General features: G+C 54.9%; 20 protein-coding genes. 9 read left to right on the plus strand and 11 right to left on the minus strand.

Annotation, left to right across the window (positions count from 1 at the left end):
• Positions 1-41: 41 nt before the first annotated feature.
• Together ACUHMQ_RS01985 and blaOXA are read right to left on the minus strand one after the other, a co-directional pair.
• A complete protein-coding gene (locus ACUHMQ_RS01985; protein WP_445293765.1) occupies positions 42-464 on the minus strand; it encodes a VOC family protein in 423 nt (140 codons plus the stop codon).
• Positions 465-698: 234 nt separating this feature from the next.
• Positions 699-1,511, minus strand: a complete 813-nt coding sequence (blaOXA, locus tag ACUHMQ_RS01990; protein WP_445293766.1) for a class D beta-lactamase — start codon at positions 1,509-1,511, stop codon at positions 699-701.
• A gap of 231 nt (positions 1,512-1,742) precedes the next feature.
• Here blaOXA and ACUHMQ_RS01995 point away from each other — a divergent pair, with 231 nt between their 5' ends.
• The 3 genes from ACUHMQ_RS01995 (at position 1,743) to ACUHMQ_RS02005 (ending at position 7,676) form a co-directional block, all read left to right on the plus strand.
• Positions 1,743-3,302: a hypothetical protein gene (locus ACUHMQ_RS01995; RefSeq protein WP_445293767.1), complete on the plus strand. Its 1,560-nt coding sequence runs from the start codon at positions 1,743-1,745 to the stop codon at positions 3,300-3,302.
• 375 nt (positions 3,303-3,677) lie between these two features.
• A complete protein-coding gene (locus ACUHMQ_RS02000) occupies positions 3,678-4,448 on the plus strand; it encodes a ParA family protein (RefSeq protein ID WP_445293768.1) in 771 nt (256 codons plus the stop codon).
• Between the two features lie 18 nt (positions 4,449-4,466).
• The gene (locus ACUHMQ_RS02005; RefSeq protein WP_445293769.1) at positions 4,467-7,676 is read left to right on the plus strand and encodes a PAS domain S-box protein; all 3,210 of its coding nucleotides are present in this window, start codon (positions 4,467-4,469) and stop codon (positions 7,674-7,676) included.
• Between the two features lie 508 nt (positions 7,677-8,184).
• On the opposite strand, the gene ACUHMQ_RS02010 is transcribed toward ACUHMQ_RS02005, so the two are convergent.
• The 3 genes from ACUHMQ_RS02010 to ACUHMQ_RS02020 form a co-directional block, all read right to left on the minus strand.
• On the minus strand, positions 8,185-10,512 hold the full coding sequence (locus tag ACUHMQ_RS02010; protein ID WP_445293770.1) for an RHS repeat-associated core domain-containing protein: 2,328 nt from the start codon (positions 10,510-10,512) through the stop codon (positions 8,185-8,187).
• Positions 10,513-10,515: 3 nt separating this feature from the next.
• A complete protein-coding gene (locus ACUHMQ_RS02015; RefSeq protein ID WP_445293771.1) occupies positions 10,516-12,744 on the minus strand; it encodes a DUF6531 domain-containing protein in 2,229 nt (742 codons plus the stop codon).
• A 247-nt stretch (positions 12,745-12,991) separates the two neighbouring features.
• Complete coding sequence (locus ACUHMQ_RS02020) at positions 12,992-13,363, minus strand: hypothetical protein (protein ID WP_445293772.1); 372 nt, start codon at positions 13,361-13,363, stop codon at positions 12,992-12,994.
• A gap of 175 nt (positions 13,364-13,538) precedes the next feature.
• On the opposite strand from ACUHMQ_RS02020, the gene ACUHMQ_RS02025 reads away from it, so the two are divergent.
• Positions 13,539-14,441 (plus strand): response regulator, encoded by a 903-nt coding sequence (locus ACUHMQ_RS02025; protein ID WP_445293773.1) that lies wholly within the window; start codon positions 13,539-13,541, stop codon positions 14,439-14,441.
• Here the strand turns inward: ACUHMQ_RS02025 and ACUHMQ_RS02030 are convergent.
• Positions 14,396-16,732 (minus strand): DNA internalization-related competence protein ComEC/Rec2, encoded by a 2,337-nt coding sequence (locus tag ACUHMQ_RS02030; RefSeq protein WP_445293774.1) that lies wholly within the window; start codon positions 16,730-16,732, stop codon positions 14,396-14,398. The two genes, ACUHMQ_RS02025 and ACUHMQ_RS02030, sit on opposite strands and share 46 nt — an antisense overlap.
• Positions 16,733-16,752: 20 nt before the next feature.
• Between ACUHMQ_RS02030 and ACUHMQ_RS02035 the strand changes: the two genes are divergently transcribed.
• Positions 16,753-17,550, plus strand: coding sequence for a class I SAM-dependent methyltransferase (locus ACUHMQ_RS02035; protein WP_445293775.1), 798 nt, complete (start codon positions 16,753-16,755; stop codon positions 17,548-17,550).
• An 18-nt stretch (positions 17,551-17,568) separates the two neighbouring features.
• Here the strand turns inward: ACUHMQ_RS02035 and ACUHMQ_RS02040 are convergent, their stop codons facing one another.
• Positions 17,569-18,522, minus strand: coding sequence for a VirK/YbjX family protein (locus ACUHMQ_RS02040; protein ID WP_445293776.1), 954 nt, complete (start codon positions 18,520-18,522; stop codon positions 17,569-17,571).
• Positions 18,523-18,939: 417 nt separating this feature from the next.
• On the opposite strand from ACUHMQ_RS02040, the gene ACUHMQ_RS02045 reads away from it, so the two are divergent.
• Positions 18,940-20,340: an L-serine ammonia-lyase gene (locus tag ACUHMQ_RS02045; RefSeq protein WP_445293777.1), complete on the plus strand. Its 1,401-nt coding sequence runs from the start codon at positions 18,940-18,942 to the stop codon at positions 20,338-20,340.
• A 91-nt stretch (positions 20,341-20,431) separates the two neighbouring features.
• Here the strand turns inward: ACUHMQ_RS02045 and ACUHMQ_RS02050 are convergent, their stop codons facing one another.
• The 4 genes from ACUHMQ_RS02050 to ACUHMQ_RS02065 form a co-directional block, all read right to left on the minus strand.
• Positions 20,432-21,829, minus strand: coding sequence for a 4Fe-4S binding protein (locus tag ACUHMQ_RS02050; protein ID WP_445293778.1), 1,398 nt, complete (start codon positions 21,827-21,829; stop codon positions 20,432-20,434).
• 40 nt (positions 21,830-21,869) lie between these two features.
• Positions 21,870-22,694 (minus strand): FTR1 family iron permease, encoded by an 825-nt coding sequence (locus tag ACUHMQ_RS02055; protein WP_445293779.1) that lies wholly within the window; start codon positions 22,692-22,694, stop codon positions 21,870-21,872.
• 43 nt (positions 22,695-22,737) lie between these two features.
• The gene (locus tag ACUHMQ_RS02060; RefSeq protein ID WP_445293780.1) at positions 22,738-23,064 is read right to left on the minus strand and encodes a cupredoxin domain-containing protein; all 327 of its coding nucleotides are present in this window, start codon (positions 23,062-23,064) and stop codon (positions 22,738-22,740) included.
• 142 nt (positions 23,065-23,206) lie between these two features.
• Complete coding sequence (locus ACUHMQ_RS02065; RefSeq protein WP_445293781.1) at positions 23,207-23,743, minus strand: iron transporter; 537 nt, start codon at positions 23,741-23,743, stop codon at positions 23,207-23,209.
• Between the two features lie 427 nt (positions 23,744-24,170).
• On the opposite strand from ACUHMQ_RS02065, the gene ACUHMQ_RS02070 reads away from it, so the two are divergent.
• The 3 genes from ACUHMQ_RS02070 to ACUHMQ_RS02080 all read left to right on the plus strand — a co-directional run bounded on the left by ACUHMQ_RS02070 (position 24,171) and on the right by ACUHMQ_RS02080 (position 25,780).
• Entirely contained in the window at positions 24,171-24,533 is a 363-nt protein-coding gene (locus ACUHMQ_RS02070; RefSeq protein ID WP_445293782.1) for a DUF4870 family protein, read from the plus strand.
• The gene (dtd, locus tag ACUHMQ_RS02075) at positions 24,530-24,982 is read left to right on the plus strand and encodes a D-aminoacyl-tRNA deacylase (protein WP_445293783.1); all 453 of its coding nucleotides are present in this window, start codon (positions 24,530-24,532) and stop codon (positions 24,980-24,982) included. Before ACUHMQ_RS02070 ends, dtd begins: the two co-directional genes overlap by 4 nt.
• Positions 24,983-25,447: 465 nt before the next feature.
• Entirely contained in the window at positions 25,448-25,780 is a 333-nt protein-coding gene (locus tag ACUHMQ_RS02080; protein ID WP_445293784.1) for a hypothetical protein, read from the plus strand.
• Positions 25,781-25,785: the final 5 nt, after the last annotated feature.

Here is a 25,785-nt window from a genome sequence, read left to right on the forward strand (position 1 = left end):
GTTTAGTTTGGTAGCAACGCGTTGAATGCAGCAGACTTCTTTTAGCCTTTGGCTGACTCGTCAGTCACACTCACCATCCAGTTAACACCAAAGCGGTCTTTCAACATCCCAAAGCAAGGCGACCAGAAAGTCTTGTCCAGGGGCATCGTTACTTGGCCACCAGTAACCATGTGGTCGAAGCAGCGGCGCGTGGCTTTGATGTCCGGTAGATCGACCGCTAAGGAAAACCCCTGGAAGTTACCGCTGTCGTTGCAATCACCATCGGACATCATCAGTACGCTGTCGCCGATACGCAGGGAGGCATGAAGTATCTTGTTCTCCATTCCTGGGCGCATATTCGGTATCGGTTCCGGGCTTTCCTTCATACGCATGATCATCTGCACTTCAGCGCCCAATGCCTGGCGGTAGAACTCGATGGCTTCCTCGCAACGTCCGTTCAAGGACAAATAAGCATGAACCTGCATAAACCCTCCTCTTGCTTGTCGTGGCCGGAACTTCAGCCGAAATGCACTGTGGGATGAAGCCGCACAATGCGTGAGTTATTCGCCTTTGTCGGTGCGTAGTATCGGCAACCTTGTACTGGTTCTTATGAGTAGTTTGAGTGCTGACGGATGGCACCGGCGTAGAGAAGGGATAGGAGCGATTCGTCGGAATAGCAATGTTTTTGGCGTGGCTGGGCTTGAGAATGTTGTTTGTTCTTACAGCACACCCAACGTCGCTAAGCAATTTCGTCCCAATATCAATCGCTTGGCGAGGTCGCCGGTTTTGGCTCGCGTAGCGATATCATCTTTATCCTGCAGGTCGATATTCAGCGCGAAGGTGTAGATTTTGTTTTCTTTTTCCACCCAGCCTACCCACCAGCCGATACCAGGCTCGGTATTGGCCGCCATACCGGTTTTGCCATACAACGTGTAGTTGGCTGTGCTTTCGAGCTGGAGGATTTCGCGGGTTTGGGTCTGGGTACGTTTGGAGAATGGCAGTGTGCCTTGTGCCAGCCGTGCGAGGAATCGGCTTTGCGCAACGGCTGAGATTTCGAGCGAACCGTCAACCCAGAAGCGGTCGATGGTCTTACCGATGTTGCCGTTACCGTACCCCACTGCATCGATATAGCCCTGCATACGGTCATGGCCAATACGTCTGGCCAGTGTTTGGTAGACCGAGAGGTTCGAAACCTTCATCGCTTCGCGCAAGCCCATGTCTTTTTCCCATGACTTCAGGAATTTCGGTTTGCCATCATAGGGAAAGACTTCGTCCACATCGCGTACCGCGCCACTTTCGAGCCCTGCCATGGTGTTGAAGACTTTGAAGGTGGAAGCCGGGGAGTAAGCCGTGTTTGCCCGGGCAGGGTTATAAACTTCGAGACGGTCTTTTGCGACGTCATAAAGTACAAAAGTGCCCGTTACGCCTAATGCCGCAAAGTCTTTGGCAAGTTCAGGTCGTTGTATGACTTCGGTCGCATGGGCCAGCAGCGGCAGTAATAAGCTGATGCAGAGGGCGGCAATACGTCGCATGGCGTTCCTTTCTTTGTTTCAGTGGGGTAAGGATGAATTTGTACGTTGCAGATCGGTGCGGATTATTGGGTGGGGGTGGGGCAGCAATGCGAAAACCTCAGCGTGAGAACAGCCGCTATCCTAGAACCCAAGAGCGGAGGTTTGCGAGTGCGCGGGCTGCCACTGAAGCCACCGCTGTAACGGCTGTCACATCGGCGGCATGCGCTGCGTATCCACGGCACAATGCCATCCATGACAAACAAGCCCGACAAATTACAAATAGAACTGACCTCCCCACAGAAGGTGAGTGGCAGTCGTGCGCCTTACCAATCGCTATGGATGTTGGTGCGCATGTGCCAAGCCCACCGAAGTGGCGAGGCCGACGGTCTGGTGCGTCTTGCCGAGTTGCGACAGCAATTTATCGATACCCGCAGCCTTCGCATGGTGGTGAGTCGGGCATACCGTGATTTCGCCCGCTGGGGAGTACGGGCGGGCTGGGGCGAGAGCTCGACGCGCGATCCACGCTTTCTGAACCCGGAAGGGCGTAGCCAGGGACCATTCTGGCTGCCATTGGAAGAAGCGGAGCGTATTGAGATTTGCGTGGAGGGCCGCCCAGCCGATGCCGGTGAAGTGGCGGACTTTCTGGGCCAGGCGGAGAGCGCACCTTTGCGTGGGCCCAGTGTGGCGCAGGGGGTGGAGTTCTGGCTTGCGCTTGCGATTGCGCAGCAGGACTTGCGCCAGGACAGGTTGTTGGCGGTATTCGAGCCTGATCAGACACCGGCGCAAGGCGCATTGGCGGGCTTCAAACAAGCGGCGGGGTTGGCTTCCGGTGCAGTACAGCAGGCCTTGGCGGCATTGGGCGAGGCGGCGGTGTGGCGGCGGCTTGATGATTTGAGCGCCGCCCGGCAAACCTTGGCCCAGCTGCGTCGCGCGCTCAAGGATGCTGGTGCGGATGAAGGGGGTTATCTCGATGCCATGGAACAGGTGCTGACAGCCTGGTGCGCCTATGCGCAACGTGACTCCGAACAGGCATCCGCCATTCTGGTGGGCATGTCGGCGAAAGAGCCGCGGGCTGGCGTGGTCCGCCACCATCCACGGGTACGTTTTGAATGGCACAACCTGATGGCGTTGATTCGCCGCTCGCGTGCGCTTGGTGGATCATCGGTAGATCTCGTAATACGCCGGCAGGAGGCCATGGCAGCTCAGGGACACTTTCATACTGCCTTGCAGGCAGCATTCGAATTTGGCTCGTTCGATGCCGCTCAGCAAGCTGCTGCCAATGCGGGGATGGCGGTCTGGTTGTTTGCAGGGCAGGGACTTTTGGATGACGTTGCCGATGCTGAAGCAACGGCATTACGCTGGCTGTTGCTAAGCGAATATCTTTGCCATTGCAGCCGCGGGGAGGGCCTCTCGGCCTGGAATGCCATCTATCTGATGCGAATAGCGCGTGGCCCATGCCCGAGTCTTAACACACCGACCCTGGCGCAATTCCAGGCATTGGAACCACGCAGCCCTGCCCAGCTGCAAGCATTGGCCGGTATGTTGCCGGGACTGGACAAGCAGGTACTGTTGCCGGACAGCTGGCTCAGCCTCGCTGAATCGCTGTTACAACTTCAGCGTGAGGGCAGGGCGCGTTACAGCCTGCTGCAGCGTTGCGGCTTATGGTTTGAGCACGCCTGGTATGCCTTGCATGTCGGGCAGCTTGCTGCGGCAAGGCAATCCTTGCAGCGGCTGACCGAAGAGATGCCGGCTTTGCCTGCAAGCGATAGGGCATTCTTTGTTGAGTCTTGGCGGATGTTGCCGTCTGTTTGAGGCAGGACGTGGGTAATCGAATGTCTTGGTTGATTCCACGATTCATACATTTCTCCCCAAAAAACCACAGAACTGCGCGCTCTTCCCTCCTGGAGCGCTTCACTGCCATATTCATCGGCAATCGGCTGCTAGAATCCCTTAGAACCTGTTCAATGATCTTACTGCGATCTTATGCGTAGCTGTTGATAGCTGCTGGTGCCAGATCGGAAACAGGTTCTGAGGATCGGTTCGCTGCTTGGTTACACAGCAAGATAGCGAGTGGACGCTCAAGCACTTCGCACCAGGAAGTTCGCAGCCCCGTATTCACGGACAGGTCAGTTCCCGCTGCGCTTCACCCCGCTGACAACTCAATCACTTTCGGGAGGGCTGGCCGGTATGAAACGGGTTATCTTCAACCAGAAAGGCGGTGTGGGAAAATCCACTATCGCTGTCAATCTGGCTGCTATTGCAGCGCATGAAGGCAAGAAAACACTGCTGATCGATATCGACCCCCAGTGCAATGCCAGCCGGTATCTGCTGGGCGAGGAAGCCAAGTCGGCAACACCCACACTGGCCGACTATTTCGAACAGACCTTGAATTTCAGTCTGTTTGCCAAGCCAGCCATGGCATTTGTTCACCCAACCCCTTTCGATAACCTTTCTATCATTCCGGCGCATCCGGAAATTGGCGAGCTGCAATCCAAGCTGGAGTCACGCCACAAGATTTACAAGCTGCGCGACACCTTGGCCGAACTCGCCAAGGAGTTCGAGGTGATCGTCATGGATACGCCGCCTGCTTATAACTTCTTCACCCAGTCTGCCTTGATTGCAGCGGATGCGTGCCTGATTCCTTTCGATTGCGATGATTTCTCGCGGCAGGCGCTTTACACGTTGATGAATAACGTGGCCGAGATTCGCGCGGACCATAACGATGACTTACGTATCGAGGGCATCGTGGTCAACCAGTTCCAGCCCCGGGCCAATCTGCCAGTGCAACTGGTGAACGAATTACGTGCCGAGGGGTTGCCTGTGCTGAACAAGCATCTTTCCTCGTCGATCAAGATCCGTGAGTCCCATCAAAGGGGGTTACCTATGATTCACCTTGATGCGCGCCATAAGCTCAGCCAGGAATTCCTGGAACTCTATCGCGAGCTGGACGTGGGCTGACCCTTTCGGACTGGGTTGATGAGTCCGCGCCTGCGACTAACAGTCTTGGTTTTCCTGGTGGGCTGCGGGCTGACACTGGGTGGTGTGTGCTGGTATGCGGAATCGGCGACTAAGCAGCAAATCAACCGCTTCAAGCGGGTTGCCAGCCAGCAGCTGATCCGGCAGGAACTGGCGCTACGGCGCGCACTGCTGAGCCTCGATGCAATGGAGGCGCTGTTTGCGAACACCAGTTTGCCGACAGCAGCACAGTTTAACCAGCTGAGCCAGATGTTGATCCACACCAGTGGGGTCGACAGCTTCGTCGTGGCTGAGCCTGTCAGCATCCAGGACCGTACAGAGTTTGAGCGGCGCTGGCGCACTATCTATCCGAAATTTTCCATTTGGTTTCGAGGGCCAAGCAGCCAATTTCTGCGATTGCGTTCGACAGAATGGCAGGACTTCCTACCGGTTATCTATGGCGAGAAAAGCGCACGGGCGCGTTTCGGACTGGGGCTCGATCTGTCGAGCGAGATCGAGCTGATACCGGATAGCATCCTCAAGCATCCGGGCAGTCGGGCGGTATCGTCGCCATTCTTGTTGGAAAGCGGCGAGTCTGCAGTGCTGGCGCTTACCTGGCAGCGCTATGGCGATCAGCGGCGCTTGTTGGGCGTGGTGCTGGTACCGGCACGCATACTTGCAGCGCATGCAACTTCCCTGCATTGGCAAGACGTGGCTTTTGACATCAGCCAGGTTGAAAAGACAGTGCCTCTGTCTTTAGGAACTGCAGATCGAAAGATAATGCCGCTGGCAGTACGCAAGGTCGCGTTCGGCGGAAGGACATGGCAGCTGGAAAGCCATTTGACCGTGCCCAGCAGGTGGTTGGACCAGCAGCAGATGCTGGCCATATTGGCGGGGATGGGCCTCGCGGCATTGTCCGCCATGCTGATGTGGCGCACCCGGTTAGGTAAGCGCGAACCGTCAGTCGATGTCGTTGCCTTGCAAAACGAATTGCTTGAATGGCAAGCCAAAGCCAATAGCGCATGCCGTAACGGTATGCGTTTGCAGACCTTGCTCAATACCACCGGCGAAGCAGTCATCCTGGCCGATAAAGAAGGCCGGATTGAACTCTTCAATGCAGCTGCAGAACGGCTATTTGGCTACGGCGCTACGGAAGTGCATGGCTTGGATGTCAGCATGCTGTTGGCCGATGCCCATCGCAATCAATATGAAACACGCCTTGGCGATAACCTGGCGGAACTGACCGCACAAGGCCAGACCTATACGTTGGTGGCGCAAAAGCGCAATGGTGTGGTGTTTCCGGCAGAGTTGCTGCTCAACGCTTTCGACGTGGGCGAAATGCGTTATTTCGTTGGCGTCATCCGCGACGTCAGCGACCGGCAGCGTGCCGAGCGCCTCTTATTCGAGAGCGAACAAAAATACCGGGCTATCCTCGATGCCGCACATATTGGCATCTATCTGCTGCAGAACGGGCAACTGCGTTACGTCAACCCGGCTTTCGCTGCGTATTTTGGGCGTAACCCGACTGATCTGATGGACCAGACCCTGGTAGGCTTGGTCGCACCTACATGGCGTGCCAGTCTGGTATCTGTGCTTGACCCAGAACAGTCCAGCGGCCGACCGACCGAAATCGTCATGCAGCGGCCCGATGGCAATTGCTTCTATGCCTTGATCAGCGCCCGCCCGACCAGCCTGAACAATCAGCCCGGTATTGCCGGCTCCTTGATGGATATCAGCGAACGCAAAGAGGCTGAAGAAGCCCGCCTGCGGGCAGAGATACGCAATGCGGCGATTCTGGGTGCGATTCCAGACCTGATGCTTCAGCTCGATAAAGAAGGCCGGATCATGGATTGCCGCGCCCAGCTGGGTGGCAGCGAATTCGGCTTGGGCCCGGATTGTATTGGCCAGTACTACACGTTGGGTCTGCCCAATGCGATGGCGATGCCGTTGCAGGATGCACTGAAGCATGGCCCGGTATCTCAACAGCATAGTTTCGAATACAGCTTGCTGGTGAAAACCGGTCTGCGGCAATTCGAGGCGCGGCTGACTGCCGCCAGTGATGGCGAATGGCTGTTGATGGTGCGTGACATTACGGAGCGTAAGCAGATCGAGGCGGAGCTGATTCGCCACCGCGATCACCTGGCTGAAATGGTGCGCGAACGAACCGCTGAACTGGATACCCTGTTCGCAGCCAGCCCTCTGCCGGCAGTATTCCTGAAACAAGGCCGCATTTTGGCGGTGAACCAGGCTTTCGTTTCTTTGTTCGGCTATCAGCAAGAGCAGTTGATAGGCCAGTTGTTGCTTGATAGCGATGAGCAATGGGGTGGGGCATTGGTAACTGATGGCCAACCCTTGCACGAAGGCAAGGTGGTGAGGCGAGAAGTGCATTACCACGCCGCAGATGGCAGCTCGGTGCTGTGTGAAGCCTTTGGCAAAGCGATCGACCCGGCGCAACCGGATGCGGGCTCGATCTGGGTCTACCAGGATATTGGCGAGCGGCGTGCGGCCGAAAAAGCCATGCAACGGGCCAAGGAGTTAGCAGAGGCAGCCAGCCGCGCCAAGTCGGAGTTTCTGGCCAATATGTCGCATGAATTGCGCACGCCCATGCATGCGGTGCTGAGCTTTGCGGAACTGGGTGAGCGGCGGGCTAATCACCAGCCGGATGATAAGCTGGGGCACTACTTCGGCCGCATCCGCAACAGTGGCCAACGTTTGTTGCAGATTCTGAATGACCTGTTGGATCTGTCCAAACTCGAGGCCGGCAAGATGTCCTACGACATGAAACCGATATCGATAGGTCCCTTGTTGCGGGAGATCGCAGAAGAGTTCGCCACCTTGGCTCGATCCCGTGCCATCAGTATCGAATTGCAGGAAGAACCCAATCTGCCGCTGGTGAATGGCGATGCATTACGTCTGGGGCAAGTACTACGCAATCTGGTGGGCAATGCGCTGAAATTCAGCCCGGAAGGGGGGCGCATCACCCTGCGTGCTTCTGTGGCTGATGGGGCATTGCACTTCTTCGTGGAGGACCAGGGTATCGGCATTCCAGCGGATGAGCTGGACGTTATCTTCGACAAGTTTGTCCAGAGCTCCAAAACCAAGACGGGTGCGGGCGGAACAGGGCTGGGACTTGCGATCTGCCACGAGATTGTATCGGCCCATTCAGGACGAATTTCAGCCTCGAATCTGAGAGAGGGCGGAGCACGTTTCCATGTTTGCCTGCCGATTTAGAGGGGGACCAAAGTCTGCTGTGTGTCAGTATGAAGACGACTCTGGGCTTTGACGTTACTGGCTACATTACCTCTGCCCGTGAGTGAATAAAGCCGGTGCGGATTGCTCCGACACCGGCTTCCTAGCAAAGATTACAAGTTCACGTCTTTAACGCAGTGATCTGGGCTGGAAGTACCCAAGCTCTTTCAAGGTATCAAGGTGCCGACATCTGAAGTTCAGAATTGCAAGAAACAGGGAGACCAAATAACCAAACAACCCTACAGATCTTGCAAACTCACTGGATTCACGTGGGCCTAAAGCAAACTCTGGCGCGAAGAAGACCAGAGCAAACATACACACAAGAGCTGCATACAATAAAAGCCCCAATATCAGTGGCAGTGGACGAGGTAGCCAAGCCACGAGACGAAGAAGCCAAGCATAGGCTTCTAGGGTCACGATTAACGAGATAGTCCAAACTGCAAAGTAGGCTAGTAATTGAAGCCACATAATGGAATGCGCTTGTTCTCACTTATCGGTTGCAGGAGCAACGGCCAGTTCCGAAGAGTTCACCACCACCGACTACTGCACCCTCGGCAACTGCGCCCAGAGTGTTTGCCGGCATCCTGCTCACTGACTGGCTACCTACGGTTCTGCCGATTTCGGAAAGGCGGATTATAGGCCCAACACGGCTAATCGCATGATTAAGCGGACCACCTATAGCTCCGCCTACCGCAGCTCCTGCAATTGCCGTAAGGTCGTAATTGCACCGGTCACCCGGGTCCTTTCCATCTATGATATTGCCTGCAAATTGGCCTGCTAGGCTTGCAGCTGCTGCACCAGCGGCACCACCTGCCCAATGCGATGCCCAGGGATTGACCAAGCCGATAGCAGCTCCGGCTCCAGCACCAACCAAAGCTCCTCTCCAACCACCAGAGATGTATCCGCCAATTCCACCCGCTATTCCGCCATAGATTGCGCCAGGGACCCCGACCTCTCCAGTTGGATCGACATAACTCAACGGATTGCCACCCACATAAGCATAAGTGTTGATCCCACCATCCAAGCCTATTGGGTCGCTCTGCAGGTACCGCCCACTCTTAGGGTCGTAATCCCGATAGTAGTTGTAATGGTTACCCGTTTCCTTGTCGAAATACTGTCCCGGGAAGCGCAGGTTGAAGGTGTACTTGGCGCCTGTACCTTCCGGGTCTTCATTGGCGTTAGACGTACCAAATGGTTCACCCAGTTCCCAGGCCCAGATGGTGCGTTTGGTGGCGTCGGTTACGAGCCTTGGCGTACCAAGGTGGTCGGTATGGATATTTCGTATGTCCATACCATTGTCTACCAGCGCAACTGGCGTATCGCCCAGGTAAATGTATTCACGCTTAACCACGCCCTGTTGGTCCGATTCAGCAACTAACTGGCCCCACTGGTTGTAGTGAAATACCATCGTTGTCCCCTGGAAGGTTTTGGCAACGCGCTCACCCAAGGCATTCAGGGTGAATTGTGCACCAGACGCTTCCACTAACCGACCACGGGCATCGTAGCTGTAGCTGCCATTGCCACTGGTACGGCTGCCGTTGGCATCGTACTGATAGACAGGGCTGGCGCCGTTACCCGAGCTGGCTGTCAGCCGGTTACTCTTGGCGTCGACGTCTTGTTTGAAAACGGCATCGTCACTACGGAATGATATGCGATTGCCATTGGCGTCGTAACCATAGCCTTGGCTTGCTGGGAAAGCGCTCCCACGACTTTGCAGGATTCGCCCATCTTTCCATTCGGTCAGGCGGTCGAGATTATCGTAGCCGTAGCTGTGGGTTTGCCCAATCGGAAGGCTTAAGCGTTGTAACAGCCTTTCCCACCAACCACCGCTGATTTTCTGGCTGGTGATGCGGCCTGCGATATCTCTGCCTAGCGTGAGCGTGCTATCACCCAGGCTAAGGCTGGTGAGTTGATTGAGATTGTCATAGCTGCTGGTACGAACTTCACCATTGCCAAAGGTCCACCCCGTTACCTGTCCGAACGGTCGATATTTCAGTTGCTGAACAACAATCTTCTCGGTAGCGGTACCTTGCTTGGTGGTGACTTTGCTGACTTGGCCCGCATTGTCGTAGAAATAGATGACGGTGCGGCCGCTGGGGTAGGTCAGCGTATTTAGCCGGCCTGCCGCGTCATAGCCATAGCTGGTCGTGTAATCCTTGTTCCAGACCGAACGTTTCTCACTGCTTACTCTGCCCAAGCTGTCGTAGCTGAAGCTGATCTTACCGGTCGGCGTGGCGATCTCGGTAATCATATCGGTGCTGGAGCCGTTTTCACCATAGGCATAGGTCTGTACCACGCCGTCTGCAAAGGTGACTTTGCTTCGGCGGCCTGCCGCATCGTAGTCGTATCTGGTTTCTTGATTCTTAGCGTCGGTACTGGACGCAACCCGCCCATCTACGTGATATGTGAACTTGGTTACGCCGGTATCAGGGCTGGTGATCTGTACCAGATCATCAAAGCCGTTGTACTGATAGCTGGTGATCAGGCCACGAGGGTCGGTCACGCTAAGCAATTTACCTCTGGGGTTGAAATCGTATTTGGTTACCCCCCGAAGCGGATCTGTAACCGTGGCAAGACGGTTGTGTTCGTCGTAGGTATAGATGGTGACCCTGCCAAGGTTGTCCCGCATCTCAGTGCGATTTCCCATTGGGTCATAGCCGTAGCTGGCCCAGCTACCGTCGGGCAGGGTTTCTTTCTGTAAGCGACCCAACACATCGAATTCTCGTTGAATGCTAGAAATCGTGGCGGCAGTAGCCGGCGTCAAAGCAATGTAAGCTGCAGCCAAAGCCAGCAGCAAAGGATAGGTGCGAAATTGCATGGTTTAGCTTGCTTGCGGAACAGGTTGAGTAAAGGCCAGCAGATCAGCGTCGATGCGCTTGGTTAGCGCACTGAGATTGCTGCTGCCTTCCTGGATTTCTTCACGGGTACGATTGCCGGCCGCATCAAGCACATAGCGGATGCTGTTGCCGAGCTTGTCGCGCACACCGGTTAAGCGGTGGGCATCATCGTAGGAGTAGGTCAGTTGATTGCCATCTGGCGTGGCGACAGTACTGAGTAAGCCTGTGGGGGCGTAGCTGTAGGCGGTCGTCAGCGTGCCGACCGTCTGACTGATCAAACGGCCCCGTGGGTCATAAGCCAAGGTAGTGACGACACCGTTGGGACTGGTGATGCTGAGTGGCAGGCCATCGGTATTGTATTGGGTGTAGAGGGTGGTTTTACCGTTCGGACCCGTTACGGTGGCCAGATTGCTCTTGGCGTCGTAGGTATAGGTAGTAACACGACTGGCTGGGTCTTTGGCGCTGGTCAGCCTATTTAGATCATCGTAAGTCCAACTCCAACTACGTGTATTGCCATTGGCCATGTTATACAAGGTCTTGGCAGTCAGATTACCCTTGGCATCATAGGTGTAGTCAGTAACTTGGTCAGGTTCACGAATACTGGTTGGAAGATGAAACCTGCTATGCCAGTTTGTGGTTACCACTCTTTGCTTAGGTTTATCCGCTGCTTCGGTTCGGCTTATTTCTTTATGGCCATGTTGCTGGTAGCTGTATCGGGTAACGATGCCATTGAAGTCAGTCTTCTCTGTCACGTTACCGAGATCATCGTACTTGAGCTGGCTATTGCTGGCGTTGCAGCCAGCGCCACCAGGCTGACTGTTGCCAGCGTTGTACCAATTTTTGCCTTGCTTAATGAATTGGTAACGGCGTGCGGCACCGGAAGCTGATACTTCATCAGTCCATTTAGCGGTGGCATCACCACCAAACGTCAGGGTAACCACCTCAGTACCGTTAGCATGTTCAGAACGAACAGCACGACCAGATTCATCATAAGCCCACGTTGCGAAGCGCTTTTGTGACTCATCAATAATGCCAGCCAGCAAGCCAGGCGCTTTGGCATCGTCGTATACATATTTGCGCTGTTTGCCATCGGCAAAGGTTGCGCTGGTCAACAAACCACTGGTGGTATATCCGTAGCTGACGCTGTTTTTGCTATTGGTTTCTACTTTTGTTAAGTGCTTATTGGCGTCATAGCTAAAAATCAAGGTATACGAAGAACCAACCTCACTGACCTGGCTCAGTAAGCCGTTCTGGTAGGTCAGGTTGTAAGTACGCCAACCCACATAGGCAATTGATGTCAAATAGCCCTTGTCGTTGTATTGCTCGGTGGCGGAGGGAGTAGTGATCTTGAAACCGCTCTTGTACAACTCGAATTTCAGATTGCGCCGATTGATTGGGTCTGAAAGCACACCTTCCCGATTCACTCTTACAGCAGAGCCGTCTGGTCTTTCGAGGCGGTAGTAACTGACAATGGGTGGATTATTGTTTTCCCCGGGCCAAGGAAAACTTGGATCAACATCACCAGGCTTGGCAATGACTGTTACGTAAAGGGGGAGGACACGCGCTTGCCAGTTATGATTCCAGCCTTTCCCGAGACCGTAATCTAAGGTACCCGCTGAACTGTTATAGGTGCGTGTAAAGGGAATGCGATTACCCGTGGGGAAATCCAATTCGCGCTGGAATTTATTACCGGTTGCTGTGTTGATTGGATTGCCTGACTTGTTATTGCAGGAATCTCCGCGATTTGCTTCATCCTCTTCACCGGGCTGTTTCTCATCTTTAGATAAAGGTTGGCAACGAGGTGCGTTGCTGGTTCCCGTAACAAGGTAGTGATCAGGTGGGCAAGGCGTGCACCAAGCATCGTCTGAAGTAGTGTTGATATACTTCATGGTGCATCTTGCCTGGATGTAGCGATCAGCATTCATATCGCACGTTGGAAAACCTGGGTGATTCCATTTCCAACCGGCTTGTGAGTAATCGCGACCTAAAAAAATCCAATCGTCTTTGACACAACCAGGCCCATAGCCCCGGTTGAATCTCATCGTGCCTTCCTTGGCGCCGGCAAATGTTTTTTCTGGATAGCCCTCGCCGTTATATAACCAGGTGGCCTCGCTGTAGTACGAGGAGTCGGCAGAGGTAGTAAGCGATGTCGCCATTAATAGGGCGAACAGAATCGGCGGCATTCCCTTGTGTTTGTATTTATTCCTTGGCATCTGCATTGTTCTAAATAGAAATTAGCTTCTGTAAGCAATTGAATTACCAGTGAAGGCACTGTATTTGGCCTAGCCAGCGGTAATCTGAAACAGAGTGAAAACTAAGGGTGAGAAACAATTTTCCAGGATCAATGAGTCTGCCAACAATAAAGCCAGTAAGGTAAAGAAGAGCCTACCTAATTGCGTATATCACTCGCATGGCGCATCGTTGGCAGAAAATACTTTCAAAAATCACGGGGCGCGCAGGTTAGCCGGCAGAAATGACCATGTCAATTTGCCAAGAAGCCGCAATAAGTAGGTATATGGATAGATATTTCTCATTAGTCTGGTCCAGGCTACTTGGCATGACTACATCAAACCTTAAAGTGACTTTACTAACCTCGCCGTACGGATTGCGTACGTTTACATCTATGTCATGCTCACTTACATAGATCACGTAGTTTGCAGGATGGCTGCTTTGGGTTTGGTTGGGTTTTTGGTAGCAGCTCGAAGCCCTATGTATTTCTACAAGCACGTTGAAAGCTGCCTTTCCCGTTGTTTTTACCCAGTCTGATATGAATACGCGGGGGGCTTGAATTCCCTCATAAATAATTTTCAAAAACGGAATGGACTCAGGCACATGGCGTTTCTGAGCCAACCGTGCGCCAGGGCTGCGGATGTACAGTAAGACAGTGAATAGGTTCTTGGCTATTGTGTACTTAGCCCGACTCACCGTTAAATCACGTCCCCGTGTCTGCACTGTGCCGACAAGACAAGAGATTAAGTAACCTGCGCTATGAACAAGGAAGCCAGAAATGGATGACAGTAAGCCAACGGTCCTGCTGCTCGTTGATGACGAGCCATTCAATCTGGAGATTCTGGCCGAGCACCTGATTGATGCGGGTTACACCATTGAATCCGCGGAAGATGGCGAGGCTGCCTGGGCTTGTTTGATGGCAAACCCTCAGCGTTACGAAGCTGTACTGCTGGACCGTATGATGCCCGGGCTCAATGGTATGGAAGTGCTGCGCCGCATGCAGGCTAATTCGCAACTCTCCACCTTGCCAGTGATCATGCAGACTGCCGTGGGGTCAGCCGAGGCGATACGGGAGGGGATGGAGGCCGGGGCTTATTACTATCTGACCAAGCCATTCGAGCGCGACATCCTGCTGGCGATTGTGGCGGCGGCGGTGGCGCAACACCGGACCCACGATTCGGTCCGGCGTGCGGCAGAGAACCCGCTTGAAGCCATGGTCCTGTTGAACAACGCTGAATTTTCGCTCAGTACTTTGGACCAGGCGCAGCGTCTGGCTGGTCTGCTGTGCCGCATGATAAAATTACCGGAACGTGCAGCGATGGGGCTGACCGAGTTAATGGTGAATGCGATCGAGCATGGCAATCTGGGGCTGGGTTATGCCGATAAAAAAGCCATGATGCAGACTGGCCGCTGGCGTGAAGAGGTGGAAGCCATGCAGAAGTTGCCCGAGTTCGCCAATAAGCGGGTTCATGTGAGTGTGCAACGTGAAGGTGACTTACTGCGGGTGCAAGTGTGTGACGAGGGTGCAGGTTTTGACTGGACCAAGTACATGCAGTTTGACCCGACCCGTGCTTTCGATCCGAATGGTCGAGGCATTTCCATGGCGCGGGCAATGAGTTTTGAGTCGCTCGATTATCAAGGTAAGGGCAACCAGGTTGTTGCCACTATCCGCTTGGCCTGACGGTCTTCAATGGCGTGCCAGTAACGAAGGTGGGTGGCGCGCCAGGCGGAAGCAGTCCAACCATTCTGCGTAAAATTCAGGCTGATCGCGCCTTCTCTGTCAGTTCGCCATACCGTTGCGCCTGCAGTCGTATATCGCTCTACCACCGCGTCGCGTGGATGGCGAAATGCATTGCGGTAACCATTGCTGGCAATGGCAAGCTTTGGTGCGACTGCCGAGATAAAGGGGGCGGAGGACGAACTGTTCGAGCCATGGTGCGGTATGAGCAGCACGTCGGTTTGCAGCTGAGGGTATTGCGCCAGTAATTCGGCTTCTTCAGCCCGGCCGATATCGCCTGGAATCATCAGGCTGCCTGCCGGGCTGCTGATCTTAAGCACACAACTGGCGGCATTGTCGCTGGTAGCAATGTCTTTTCGCGCCGGATGCAAAACATCGAAGCGTATGCCATCCCATTCCCATTGCTGACCAGCAAGGCAAGCATCGTGATTTGGCATGGGTAAATTGGCTGGTATCTGCTGTGGCAGCACACCCGATATCTTCAATGTGCGTACAGTTGAAAGCACTGCCGCTGCGGCGCCAATATGGTCGCTGTCCGCGTGGCTCAGCATCAGCATATCGAGTTGCTTTATCCCGGCTGCTCTGAGGGCGCCGGGCACCACCCTGCCGCCACCTCCTTCAGGGCCAGTATCAAACAGCAGGGCATGGTTTTGAGTTTGTACCAGTACTGATAGCCCCTGCCCGACGTCGAATGCAGTGGCTTGAAAGCTGCCGGTGGGTATTAGCGTCAATATCGGGAACGCGATCGGAAGTAACAGCAGCACACCCAGCCAGCGGCTTGGTACGCCACGTGGCAATAGCAGCACTGCGATTGCAAGACCTGCCGGCAGCAATGTCCAGCTTGCGGGTTGTGCTTGCGTCCAGATACCGCCAGGGTGTGCCAGCGGTGTCAACAGCGTGCAACCGAAGTCCAGTAGGAAATGGGCGAGTTTCAGCAGAATGCCTGTTGGTTCCAATGTCCCCAACAGCGCCAACGGCGTAACTACCGCACTGACCAGGGGAATAGCCAATGCATTGGCCAGCGGGGAACTGAGTGGGAGTTGCTGAAACAATATCAACAGCAATGGCAAGGAACCGAGCGTGGCAGCCCACTGGACTGCACCCCATTGCATGAGCGTGGTTTTCCAACCCTCAGCCTGATCCTGGTGGCTTGCCAATGCCCATAACATCGCCCCGACGGTAAAAAAAGAAAGCCAGAATCCCGCAGCCAGTACTGCCCATGGGTCATACAGTACGCACGCGCCCAGTGCGGCACACCATATGGTTGAGACAGCAAGGTGCCGGCCGGTGAGCATGGCCAAGGCTGCAGTCGTCAGCATAAACAGGGTGCGCTGGGTAGGAACTGAAAACCCCGCCAGCAGGCTGTAGATCAAGGCTGCCAATACGCCGGCCGCAAGCGCTACCCGGCGTGCCGGCCAACGTGCAGTCAAGCGGGTGGACCGACGCCAAAGCCATTCGACGACAGTGGCGAAAAGGCCGGCGACCAGAGTGATATGCAAACCGCTGATCGACACCAGATGCGTAATACCCGTGGCCCGGAACAGCTGCCATTGCGCCTGGCTGATGCCAGATTGTTCCCCCACAACCAGTGCGATAATTACCCCGGTGTAAGGACGCTTGTCCAGCACGTGTTGGATGCGGCTTGTCAGCGCTGCGCGCAGTCGGTGTAGTACGTGAACAGGGCTGAAGACAAAATCATTGAGCAGCTGGCGCTCCCGTTTGTTGACATTGCCTGTACCGCCTATGCCCTCAGCAAGCAGCCAGCCTTCATAGTCAAAGCCGCCAGGATTGGCATTGCCATGGGGTTGCTTCAGCTTTACCTGTAAGCTCCAGCGCTGCCCTGGTTGCCATTTGTCCGCAGGTCTGGCGTAGTCATTGAGTAGCAGAAGCGGTGGTAGACCAGCCGATTGCCCTGAGTCGGGTGCAAAGCGAAAACGCGGGCCATATCGTGTTGATTGGGGAAGCCCGACCACAGTACCGGTTACAGTGATTGCTTCGCCTTCGAGGCTGGGTAGGAGCCGTTCTGCCAACCGTATTTCGGCACGCCAGCTGGCATAAGCGATACCGAGGCTCGCTGCTACCAGTATCAGGGCGACAATACGGCAGGCGCGCCAATGGTGACCAACGATCGTACTCACACCTGTAGCCAGCAGGTAAGGCCATACTGTGGGCAGGCTGGCTTGCCACTGCAGCCAGACGACACCGGCGACGAATGCGATAATAGCCAGTCGCACGTTGTTCTCCGGTTTTTATCGTGTCTTTAATCCTAGCTGCCGAATACAGCCCCGCCATTATGTTGCCTCCCCTGGTTTGTTTTGCGCCCGAACGTACTGCCGAAGCTGCGTCGTTGGCTGCCCAATATGGCTTTCAACTACAAGCCGAACTACCGGATAACGGCCATGCTCTGGTATTGGATGCCGAGAAACTGGCGCTTTACAGCCTCGGTAAAGGCGCGCCGGGCCCGGTTTGGGTGGACTTTGTAAAAGGTGTACTCGATTGGCGGCGCAAACATGGGGGAGGGCGCGGGCAAGGTGTGGCCAAGGCATGTGGCTTGAAGGCTGGCGCGACACCCCGGGTGCTCGATGCAACTGCAGGCTTGGGGCGCGATGGGTTTGTACTGGCGTCGCTCGGTTGCGAGGTCGACCTGATCGAACGCTCGCCTGTGGCAGCCGCATTGCTAGCAGATGGCCTGCAACGCGCGAGTACAGAGACTGAGGTGGCGGCTGTCGTCGCCCGGATGCGCTTACACCATGGTTCGGCAGTCGACTTGCTGACCGCGTGGTCTGGTGAGTCGCCAGCAGTGATCTACCTCGACCCGATGTTCCCCGAAACACGGCAGAAGTCGGCGTTATCCAAGAAGGAGATGCAGGCGTTTCAGGCAGTAGTCGGTGCCGATGCGGATGCTGACCTGTTGTTACAGCCTGCACGCGCATTGGCCACAGAGAAGGTCGTGGTGAAACGGCCACGCCATGCGCCTTGCCTCGCAGGTATCAAGCCAGCCTATAGCCTGGAGGGTGATAGCGTGCGGTTTGATTGCTATCTGGCTGGTTGAGCAGGGACTTGGTTCTGATTAGGCTGCTTGGTCGAGTACTTCCACATGCTCATGGAAAATCGATACCGGTTTAACTTGAGCGGACTTTGACCTAGTCGGCAGGGTGGCCTGAATGGCGGCAACCAGCTGGTCTTCTAGCTGGTGGCGACGGCGGTACTGCGCGCGTTTTTTCGAAGCGATTTCGGCTACCGATTTTCGGCATAGCAGAACTGGGAGATCGAACCCGGCATAATTTGGCACGCCCCCCATTTCTTGCCAGAAACTGTCGTAATCGGCCGTCACGCGTTGGTTGCGTCGTGTGCTGTGCTGATAAATGTGGCTGCTGTTGCATGCAGCAACAGTCTGCTGCACGCCATGGTGGCGTATCAGGGCATACAGGGCGATGAGCACTGCCTGTTTAGGGCGCAGGCCATGGCACTCCTTCGTGGCGGTTTTTACCAATTCCAATCCCAATTCTGGGCTGGGACCCTGCAGGCAACCTATATTGACCGTCCAGTGTTTGCCAACTCTGTGTACCGAGAAAGCGAGGAAGGCCAGTGTTTCACCATTCCGTTCGAAATAAAGCGCTAGTTCGCCTTCCTTTGAGCAACGCTCGCAAGGGCGTAGAACAACGCGATAGAGGTTATCCTCGCAGTTCAACTGGGCTAGTTCTGCTTCGCCTTGGCGGTACATGGCTTGAACGAACTGCCAGGGCCAGTGAAAAAGCATCCAGTAGTAATGTTCGCGTAGCCAGCTCAGTTTTTGGGCGGTCGGCACGCTTGCACGAAGGTAAGGGCGCTGCAGTTTTAAGAGAATATGCGGCTGTTTCGTAACCAGTTCAGTCAACCGTGGGTCGGACTGAATCAGTTTCGCCCAGCCCATGGCCAGGGGGTAATGCGATAGGCTACGCAGAAGAAATTTCCAGCGGTTCTTCCCTCCGAGCAGCCGGTTGGGTTGAGCTAACAGTGAAGAGGCGCGGATAATAGACATCATAATTCGTTACATTTATAAATAAATTTGTAAGTAAATAAATGTTATCTGATAAAAAGAACCCGTCATATTGCCGGTGGTCGCAAGTTGGATACGGTGTTTGCGATTCGCTTAATCGGGCCGTTTGTAGCGTTTCAGGTCATAACCTGCATGCACAAATCGGTTGAGCGGCGCAGGCGCCAAGAATCTGGCCACGGCTGCGCAGCAAGATCATTAACCGGTTCCAAGAATCTGTTCAAAGTCTCGCGAGCTAGGGTGAGACAAGGCGAAAACAGCTGAGGAAGTGGAGTTTACGAGTGGTAAATGAGCATTCCGAGGATGTTTTCAACGCCGTATCGCTGACGCGGAGCGGACTTTGAACAGGTTCTAAGAGTTACTACTAGAAGCCGCGCCATTTAAAGGTGCGTTGGAGACAGAAATATGGCTATCAGCGTGTTCGATCTGTTTAAGATCGGCATCGGACCTTCCAGTTCACACACCGTGGGGCCTATGCGGGCTGCCCGGCAGTTCATGCAGCGTGTCGAGCGTGAAGGCAAGCTGGCGGATGTGGCCAGTGTCAAGGCAGAGCTGTACGGCTCGCTCGGTGCAACAGGCAAGGGGCACGGTTCGGGTATTGCCGTGCTATTGGGTTTACTGGGTGAAGAGCCACAATTGGTCGATACCGATGCGGTGCCGGGCATTGTGGCTGCCATCCGGTCGGACAAGAAACTCAAATTGATGGGGCAACAGCTGATTCTTTTTGATGAATCGCAGCATCTAGTTCTGCACAAGCGTAAGTCGTTGCCTTATCACCCCAATGGCATGATCTTCACGGCTTATGATGCATCAGGAGCCGAACTGGAACGCCGTGCCTACTATTCGGTGGGTGGTGGTTTCGTTGTCGATGAACATGCGGTTGAAGGCGGCTTTGCACCGCCCACCGCGGAGGTGCTGACCCATCCATTCACCACCGGGGCGCAATTGCTGGCCCTGAGCGAACGACATGGCAAGTCTATCAGTCAGCTGATGCTGGAAAACGAGATGGCCTGGCGCACCGAGGCTGAGATTCGGGAAAAGCTGCTGAAGATATGGAACGTCATGCAGGCTTGCGTGCAGCGTGGTTGTCGTACCGAGGGCATATTGCCGGGCGGGATGAAGGTCAAACGTCGCGCACCGGATATGCTGCGCCAGTTGTCGAGCCGGCCGGAAGCAGCATTGCGAGATCCATTGACTGTACTCGACTGGGTGAATTTATACGCCTTGGCGGTGAATGAGGAGAACGCAGGGGGCGGGCGTGTGGTGACAGCCCCAACCAATGGGGCGGCAGGCATCATCCCCGCTGTACTGCACTATTACGCCAACTTTGTGCCCGGCGCCAATGAGGACGGCATTGTCCGTTTTCTGTTAACGGCTGGTGCGATAGGTATCCTGTTCAAGACCAATGCATCGATTTCGGGTGCGGAAGTCGGCTGCCAGGGAGAGGTGGGTTCCGCCTGTTCGATGGCTGCCGGTGCATTGTGCGAAGTGTTGGGTGGCACGCCGGCTCAGGTCGAAAACGCAGCGGAAATTGGTATGGAGCACAACCTGGGCCTTACCTGCGACCCGGTTGGTGGTTTGGTGCAGGTACCGTGTATTGAGCGTAACGCTATGGCTTCCATCAAGGCCATCAATGCGGCCCGTATGGCCTTGCGCGGTGATGGTACGCACTTTATTTCGCTCGATCGGGTAATCCGGACGATGCGTGATACCGGCCGCGACATGCACATCAAGTACAAGGAAACTGCCCGCGGTGGTTTGGCGATCGATATCGTCGAAGTACCGGTCAACGTAGTGGAATGCTGACCCGTCCTCAGTATGGTTGAAGAAGGCAGCCCCTTCGAGAGAGGGGGTACCCTGTATCGTTACAGATAGCCTTAAATAGGCTTGGATCGATTCACCACAACCAGAACCATGTTATCCAGCCCAGATCAATCACTCCGCAAGCCAAGGTGAGGCAGAGCCAAGCCAAGGTGCACCGGGTAAGCGTGTTGCTGTATTGGCTGCAGATTCGCCAACCCAGGTAGAGCGTCCAAAGTGTCGCCGTGGCCAGCAATATGGCGCGGGTGGGTGAAACCCAGAACAGCGGTACGTGCTCTGCCTTCAGCAAGGTAACAGTGGTTGCGGTTAAGCCGACGAACAGGCCGCAACCGGCCAACGGTACAAGGCTGAGCGCAAGGTGGTGAAATACCGTGCGTCCGGCACCGAGAATACGGGTGGCAAGCATAAGCAGGCCAGTGACAATGCCACCCAGTACCAGCATATTCCCCAGCATGTAACCCAGCAGCACTGCGCCATCCAGCCACGAGAAACTGTCGTTCAGCTCTGGGTAATGCGTAAGCAGCCACCAAGGCGCGCTGTCGTTGAAGGGCCAGAGGATGTCGCGTTCGATCAGCCATTCGGCGAGGTATTGCTTGGTATGGATCAACCAGGGGCTGGCGGACCACTCAAACGCACCCATCGCCAAGCCGATCATGCCGAATATCAATAGCAGGCTCTGCCAAAGGTTGGCGTCCTGTCTTCCTTGACCGAGGATCTCGCTGTTGGGTAAGCGGCCCTCCAGTTGGATGGCATTGCGGTGTCCGCTGCATCGGCCACAGCTATGGCAATCGCTCGCGCTGTCGAGCGTACGCAAGGGCAGCAAGGGGGCACAATTGACGGCAGGTGTACGTGTACCGAGACTGGCCTTCCAGGCGGCTTCGTCGGCTCGAAAGTGCAATGGTGCAAGCTTGGCCAACAGGCCGAACACACCATTTACCGGGCACATATAGCGGCACCAGACGCGCTTTTCGCGTGCATAGAGCAACCCCATGATGACGGCTGCGATGGTGGAACCGCCCAGCACTACCAACACGGCTTTGGGGTACTGGTAGACGCTGATCAATTGGCCATAGATTGTGGTACCGGCAAAGGCGACAAAGGGCCATCCACCCCAGCGCAACCAGCGTGGAATAGGGCGGTTGAGTGACCACCGGCTGGCGAATTCGGTTAGCGCGCCTTCCGGGCAGAGCACGCCGCACCAGACCCGGCCGAGCAAAACCATGCTGAGCAGTACAAACGGCCACCAGATACCCCAAAAAGCAAACTGGGCGAATACAGTCAGGTTGGTAAAGACATGTGCAGTCTCATCGGGTACGGGCAGCATGGCGGGCCCGATCAGCAGGATTGCATAAGCCAGGACAACCAGCCACTGCAAACCGATTATCCAGGCTCTATGGCGGCGCATGGCTTCTCCCAAACCTGCCAGGCGCTGACGGGAAGAAGGGAGCTTGGGATGGAAACTGATGATTTGCATGGCGTTGGCTAGCAAGGGGATATACCCCGGTAAAACGAACTCAGCTTTGCGCGGTGCTTGGCCGACGGCGTAGCAGCCATAGCATCAGCAACCAATAGGCAGCCAGACAGAGCAGCGTGGTAAGTGCAGGTTGCGCCCGGTAGCCGGTCAGGTTTGCAGCCAAGCTGCCAACACTGGTGCTGTCGTCCAACAGCCAAGCGCTATGCCAGATAGGGTCGGCCAACGCGGGGAGCCAACCAAACGAAATCATCCGCTCGATGCTGCCTACCAGCAGACCACCCGCCAGAAGCAGCAACATGGCTTCGGAAAATCGGAAAAAGGCTCGCCAGGAAAACACTTTGCCGCCTAGCTGCAGCAACCAGAAGGTGGCGAACGCCAAGATAAACCCCAACAATGCAGACCCTGCAAAGGCAGCGATCTGCAAGCCTTGCTGCGCCGACCCCAGCCCCCAAAGGAAAATAACGGTTTCGCTACCTTCGCGGGCGATCGCCAACGCAACTAGGGCCAGCATGCCCCACCAGTTTGCCTGCTGTGCGCGTTGCGCCATGCTGCTTTCCAGGTCTCGCCGAAGGGTGCGGCCATGGTGCCGCATCCAGAAAACCATTTGTACGATCAAGCCTGCAGCTAAGAGCATCATGCCTAGTTGGAAGTAGTCCTGCGCTTCGCCTTCAAAGAACTCGGCAAAACCGAGGATAGCGCTACCCAACAGCAGTGCCAGCACGATGCCTGCACCTATGCCGCCCCAAAGGAAACGCCGACCGTGCGCAGCCTCCGGATGCGTGCGCAACCATGCGTACAGAATGCCGATAATCAGCAAGGCTTCGACGCTTTCGCGCCAAACGATGAAGAGGACCTGCCCCATCATGATGAGTTCCTTTTGCTTACGTGCAGAACGGGGTGGGTGCTGCTTACTTGATGGTGAGTACACCCTGGCTCGTTGCCGGGTTGTAGTCGTCAAAGAATTTGTATTGGCCGGGCGATGGCGAACGAAGAACCACCACCGACTTCGCCCCTGGGCCGAGCACCTTTTCCTTACGTAGACTCAGGCTTTCGAATTCGATAGGGGTATTGCCGGCATTGCTGATTTCGATCCGTATCGTTTTACCAGCAGGCGCGGTCAGGTTGGGCGGGAAGAACTTGCCGTCACGTGCTACCAGTTGCAATGTGACTTCTTCACTGGCTTGGGAGACACCGATAGCGGTGATTAAAGCTGCGAACAGTAGGGACGTTTTCATGGAATATTCCGACCCTTTGCTGCCCCTTTGAATCGATTCTAAGAACTGATTCAAAGGGGCAGGCGGGTTTCAGTATTACGCTTACCCCATCAGCTTTCTGTGGTGTGGGCAACAATAGGGCTTCCTGGGTAAGGTGAGGTAATCAATAGCCGCCTTTTTTACCGGTGCCGGCGTAGACAAACTCATAGTTCAAATCCACCGGCTTGAACCATTCACCTACGCCGGTTTCCTTGTCTACATGACGGCCATAGTGGGCATGCGGGTTGGCACTGGGCGGCAGGACCGATATTTTCAGCTTGTACTTGCCAGGGCCCTGCAACTTCAAATTGTCGCCGTAGTGAGGGCCATCGTTGGCCACCATAGGCATTAGCTCCCCGGCCTGTTTGGCGCCCCCTACTTTTTGCAGCTCATACTTCACCAACATATAAGGCAACCAGTCACCTTCGGCGTAACCATTCTGGTTGTTCTTCGTAGCATGCACGTCGACTTCGAGGTGGATATCCGACTTGGCTGCATCCAGCATCATGCCTGCTGGCTCCATCTTCACTGGTTGCAAATAGACTACTGCCACTTCCATGCCGGCTACCAATTGAGGTTTACCTACGGGGGTTTCGGCTGCCATTGCGCAGAGTGGTGAGAGGAGGCTTGCAAGCAGAACAGATTGGAACAGCGAGCGCATGAAAATAGAACCCTTTCAAGAAGAAACGTACAGACAAAGAGTAAGTGTCTGGTTACATGATGCTGTGGACAGTCACTTGGTAAAAACGAGGTAGGTGCATTGAGCAGTGGGAACTTATTCAGAACTTGCTGGCGCACCTGTAGATTGTTTGATCAGCCCATGAGTTCTGATCACGACCTTCAGGCAACCGCGTCCAGGTACTTAAGCGGTTGTATCTAATGGAGTAGAAGTATTAGAAATTATTCTCATTCATTATACTTAAGGTTTGCTTAAACAGCCAAAGCGTTATATGACTTTCTGCCGTGTCAGTAGCCTTAGTCTGCTTTTCATCCCCTGTATACAGCGTCCTGTCGTAGACCCGAATACACATTGAAAGCGAGGCTGTTAAGCTCTGTGAATGCTTTACTTCTCAATCTATGGAGGCTTTATGTCCGGGCATATCGTGTTGCCAGAACAGACCGAACGCACGTTGAACCATCTTGTACTCGCGGTTTACATCCTGATTGCCATCTCACTGTTTACAGCATTGGCAACCGGTATCGTCGGTGTGCTGATTGCCCACCTGAAGCGTGATGAGGCGCGCGGCAGTTGGCTGGAGTCGCACTTCACCTGGTTGATCCAGACTTTTTGGTATTCGATAGTGGGTTATGCCGTGGCTATCGTGTTGTTTTTCACAATTATTGGTATTCCATTCGCTGCCATTCTCTGTGCTGCAACCTGGATCTGGTCGTTGTACCGCTTGGTGGTGGGTTATGTGAGCTTTAATCAGGCGAAGGCATTGGCTGTATGAGAGTGGTGCTGCAACGGGTGAGTCAGGCGTCCGTCGCCGTGGCAGGGCAGACAGTAGGGCAAATCGGTCAAGGTTTGCTACTGCTGATTGGTGCCGAAGCGACGGATAGCGATGCCGATATCGAATGGCTAGTGCAGAAAATCGCCAAGCTGCGCATATTCGGTGACGAAGAGGGCGTGATGAACCGATCGTTGCTCGATACTGGTGGTGAGGTACTGGCAGTCAGCCAATTCACTTTGTTCGCCAGTGCCAAGAAGGGAAACAGACCATCTTGGAGCCGAGCTGCACCGGGCGCTATTTCGCAGCCATTGTTTGAACGATTCGTGGCGGCTATGACTACCGCGATTGGAAAATCCGTACCAACCGGTGTCTTTGGTGCCGATATGCAGGTAAGTCTGGTCAATGATGGCCCTGTAACGCTGATGTTGGACTCCAGGGCGCCAGAGTAAAGGCACCTTTAGAGCTTGCAAAGTCTCGCTAGCTAAAGCAAGACAAGACGAAGACAGCCGAAGAAGCGGAGTTTACTAATGGTAAATGAGCATTCCGAGGGTGTTTTCAACGCCGTATTGCCGACGCATGGCAGACTTGAAACAGACTCTTAGTGCTTGACACTTCGGCTTATTCGCACCTAGAGTTCAGTCCATAGCGCTGATTTGACCTAACAGCTTGCGGGCGCTTAATAAATTCGGCTAAAGCGTGGGACGCTGACCTTACTGCTGCCTTTGCAGCTCAGATAGCGCGAACCCGCTGGCCACTGAAGAGTGCAGCGGGTTTTTTGTTTTTCAGTTTTTGTACCAACGCGCCGATTTAATCGACAACTTGCGGGGCGCGTGGCGGGTAGTCCGCCGAACCAAAGCCGCTAAAGCGCCGCCCGGCAACGGGCTTCGCTGTCACTAACCAGCGGGAGTTTGCCCATGTTTGATTGCCTCGATACCACGCCTTACAACAGTGTTAACCCACTTCCTACCACAGCTGTACCGGAACCTGCTCAATCCCCACCAAGTGCGTTGCAACTGGCGCGTCGTTACCCGGGGCGTAGTTGGCTATGCTTGTGGCCAAAGCCAGGCTATGAGACCCAATTGGCCAAGGCGCGCGAGGTAGCACTTTACCTTGATGCCGAAGTGAAACGGCAGGAGGATGGCAGCCTTCTGATTCTGGATTTGTCGCTGAACGAAACTCTGGCAATCAGCCAGCGGTTCGGCCGCGTGCTGGCAAGTGAGGCGATGATTGCCCAAGTAGGAGGATAGTCATT

The organism is Chitinimonas violaceus (assembly GCF_052601015.1).

Coding starts and splice junctions, on each gene's coding strand:
- ACUHMQ_RS01985 (WP_445293765.1), bottom strand. CDS start 464: ATGCAGGTTCATGCTTATTTGTCCTTGAACGGACGTTGCGAGGAAGCC.
- blaOXA (WP_445293766.1), bottom strand. CDS start 1,511: ATGCGACGTATTGCCGCCCTCTGCATCAGCTTATTACTGCCGCTGCTG.
- ACUHMQ_RS01995 (WP_445293767.1), top strand. CDS start 1,743: ATGACAAACAAGCCCGACAAATTACAAATAGAACTGACCTCCCCACAG.
- ACUHMQ_RS02000 (WP_445293768.1), top strand. CDS start 3,678: ATGAAACGGGTTATCTTCAACCAGAAAGGCGGTGTGGGAAAATCCACT.
- ACUHMQ_RS02005 (WP_445293769.1), top strand. CDS start 4,467: ATGAGTCCGCGCCTGCGACTAACAGTCTTGGTTTTCCTGGTGGGCTGC.
- ACUHMQ_RS02010 (WP_445293770.1), bottom strand. CDS start 10,512: ATGCAATTTCGCACCTATCCTTTGCTGCTGGCTTTGGCTGCAGCTTAC.
- ACUHMQ_RS02015 (WP_445293771.1), bottom strand. CDS start 12,744: ATGCCAAGGAATAAATACAAACACAAGGGAATGCCGCCGATTCTGTTC.
- ACUHMQ_RS02025 (WP_445293773.1), top strand. CDS start 13,539: ATGGATGACAGTAAGCCAACGGTCCTGCTGCTCGTTGATGACGAGCCA.
- ACUHMQ_RS02040 (WP_445293776.1), bottom strand. CDS start 18,522: ATGATGTCTATTATCCGCGCCTCTTCACTGTTAGCTCAACCCAACCGG.
- ACUHMQ_RS02045 (WP_445293777.1), top strand. CDS start 18,940: ATGGCTATCAGCGTGTTCGATCTGTTTAAGATCGGCATCGGACCTTCC.
- ACUHMQ_RS02050 (WP_445293778.1), bottom strand. CDS start 21,829: ATGCAAATCATCAGTTTCCATCCCAAGCTCCCTTCTTCCCGTCAGCGC.
- ACUHMQ_RS02055 (WP_445293779.1), bottom strand. CDS start 22,694: ATGATGGGGCAGGTCCTCTTCATCGTTTGGCGCGAAAGCGTCGAAGCC.
- ACUHMQ_RS02060 (WP_445293780.1), bottom strand. CDS start 23,064: ATGAAAACGTCCCTACTGTTCGCAGCTTTAATCACCGCTATCGGTGTC.
- ACUHMQ_RS02065 (WP_445293781.1), bottom strand. CDS start 23,743: ATGCGCTCGCTGTTCCAATCTGTTCTGCTTGCAAGCCTCCTCTCACCA.
- ACUHMQ_RS02070 (WP_445293782.1), top strand. CDS start 24,171: ATGTCCGGGCATATCGTGTTGCCAGAACAGACCGAACGCACGTTGAAC.
- dtd (WP_445293783.1), top strand. CDS start 24,530: ATGAGAGTGGTGCTGCAACGGGTGAGTCAGGCGTCCGTCGCCGTGGCA.
- ACUHMQ_RS02080 (WP_445293784.1), top strand. CDS start 25,448: ATGTTTGATTGCCTCGATACCACGCCTTACAACAGTGTTAACCCACTT.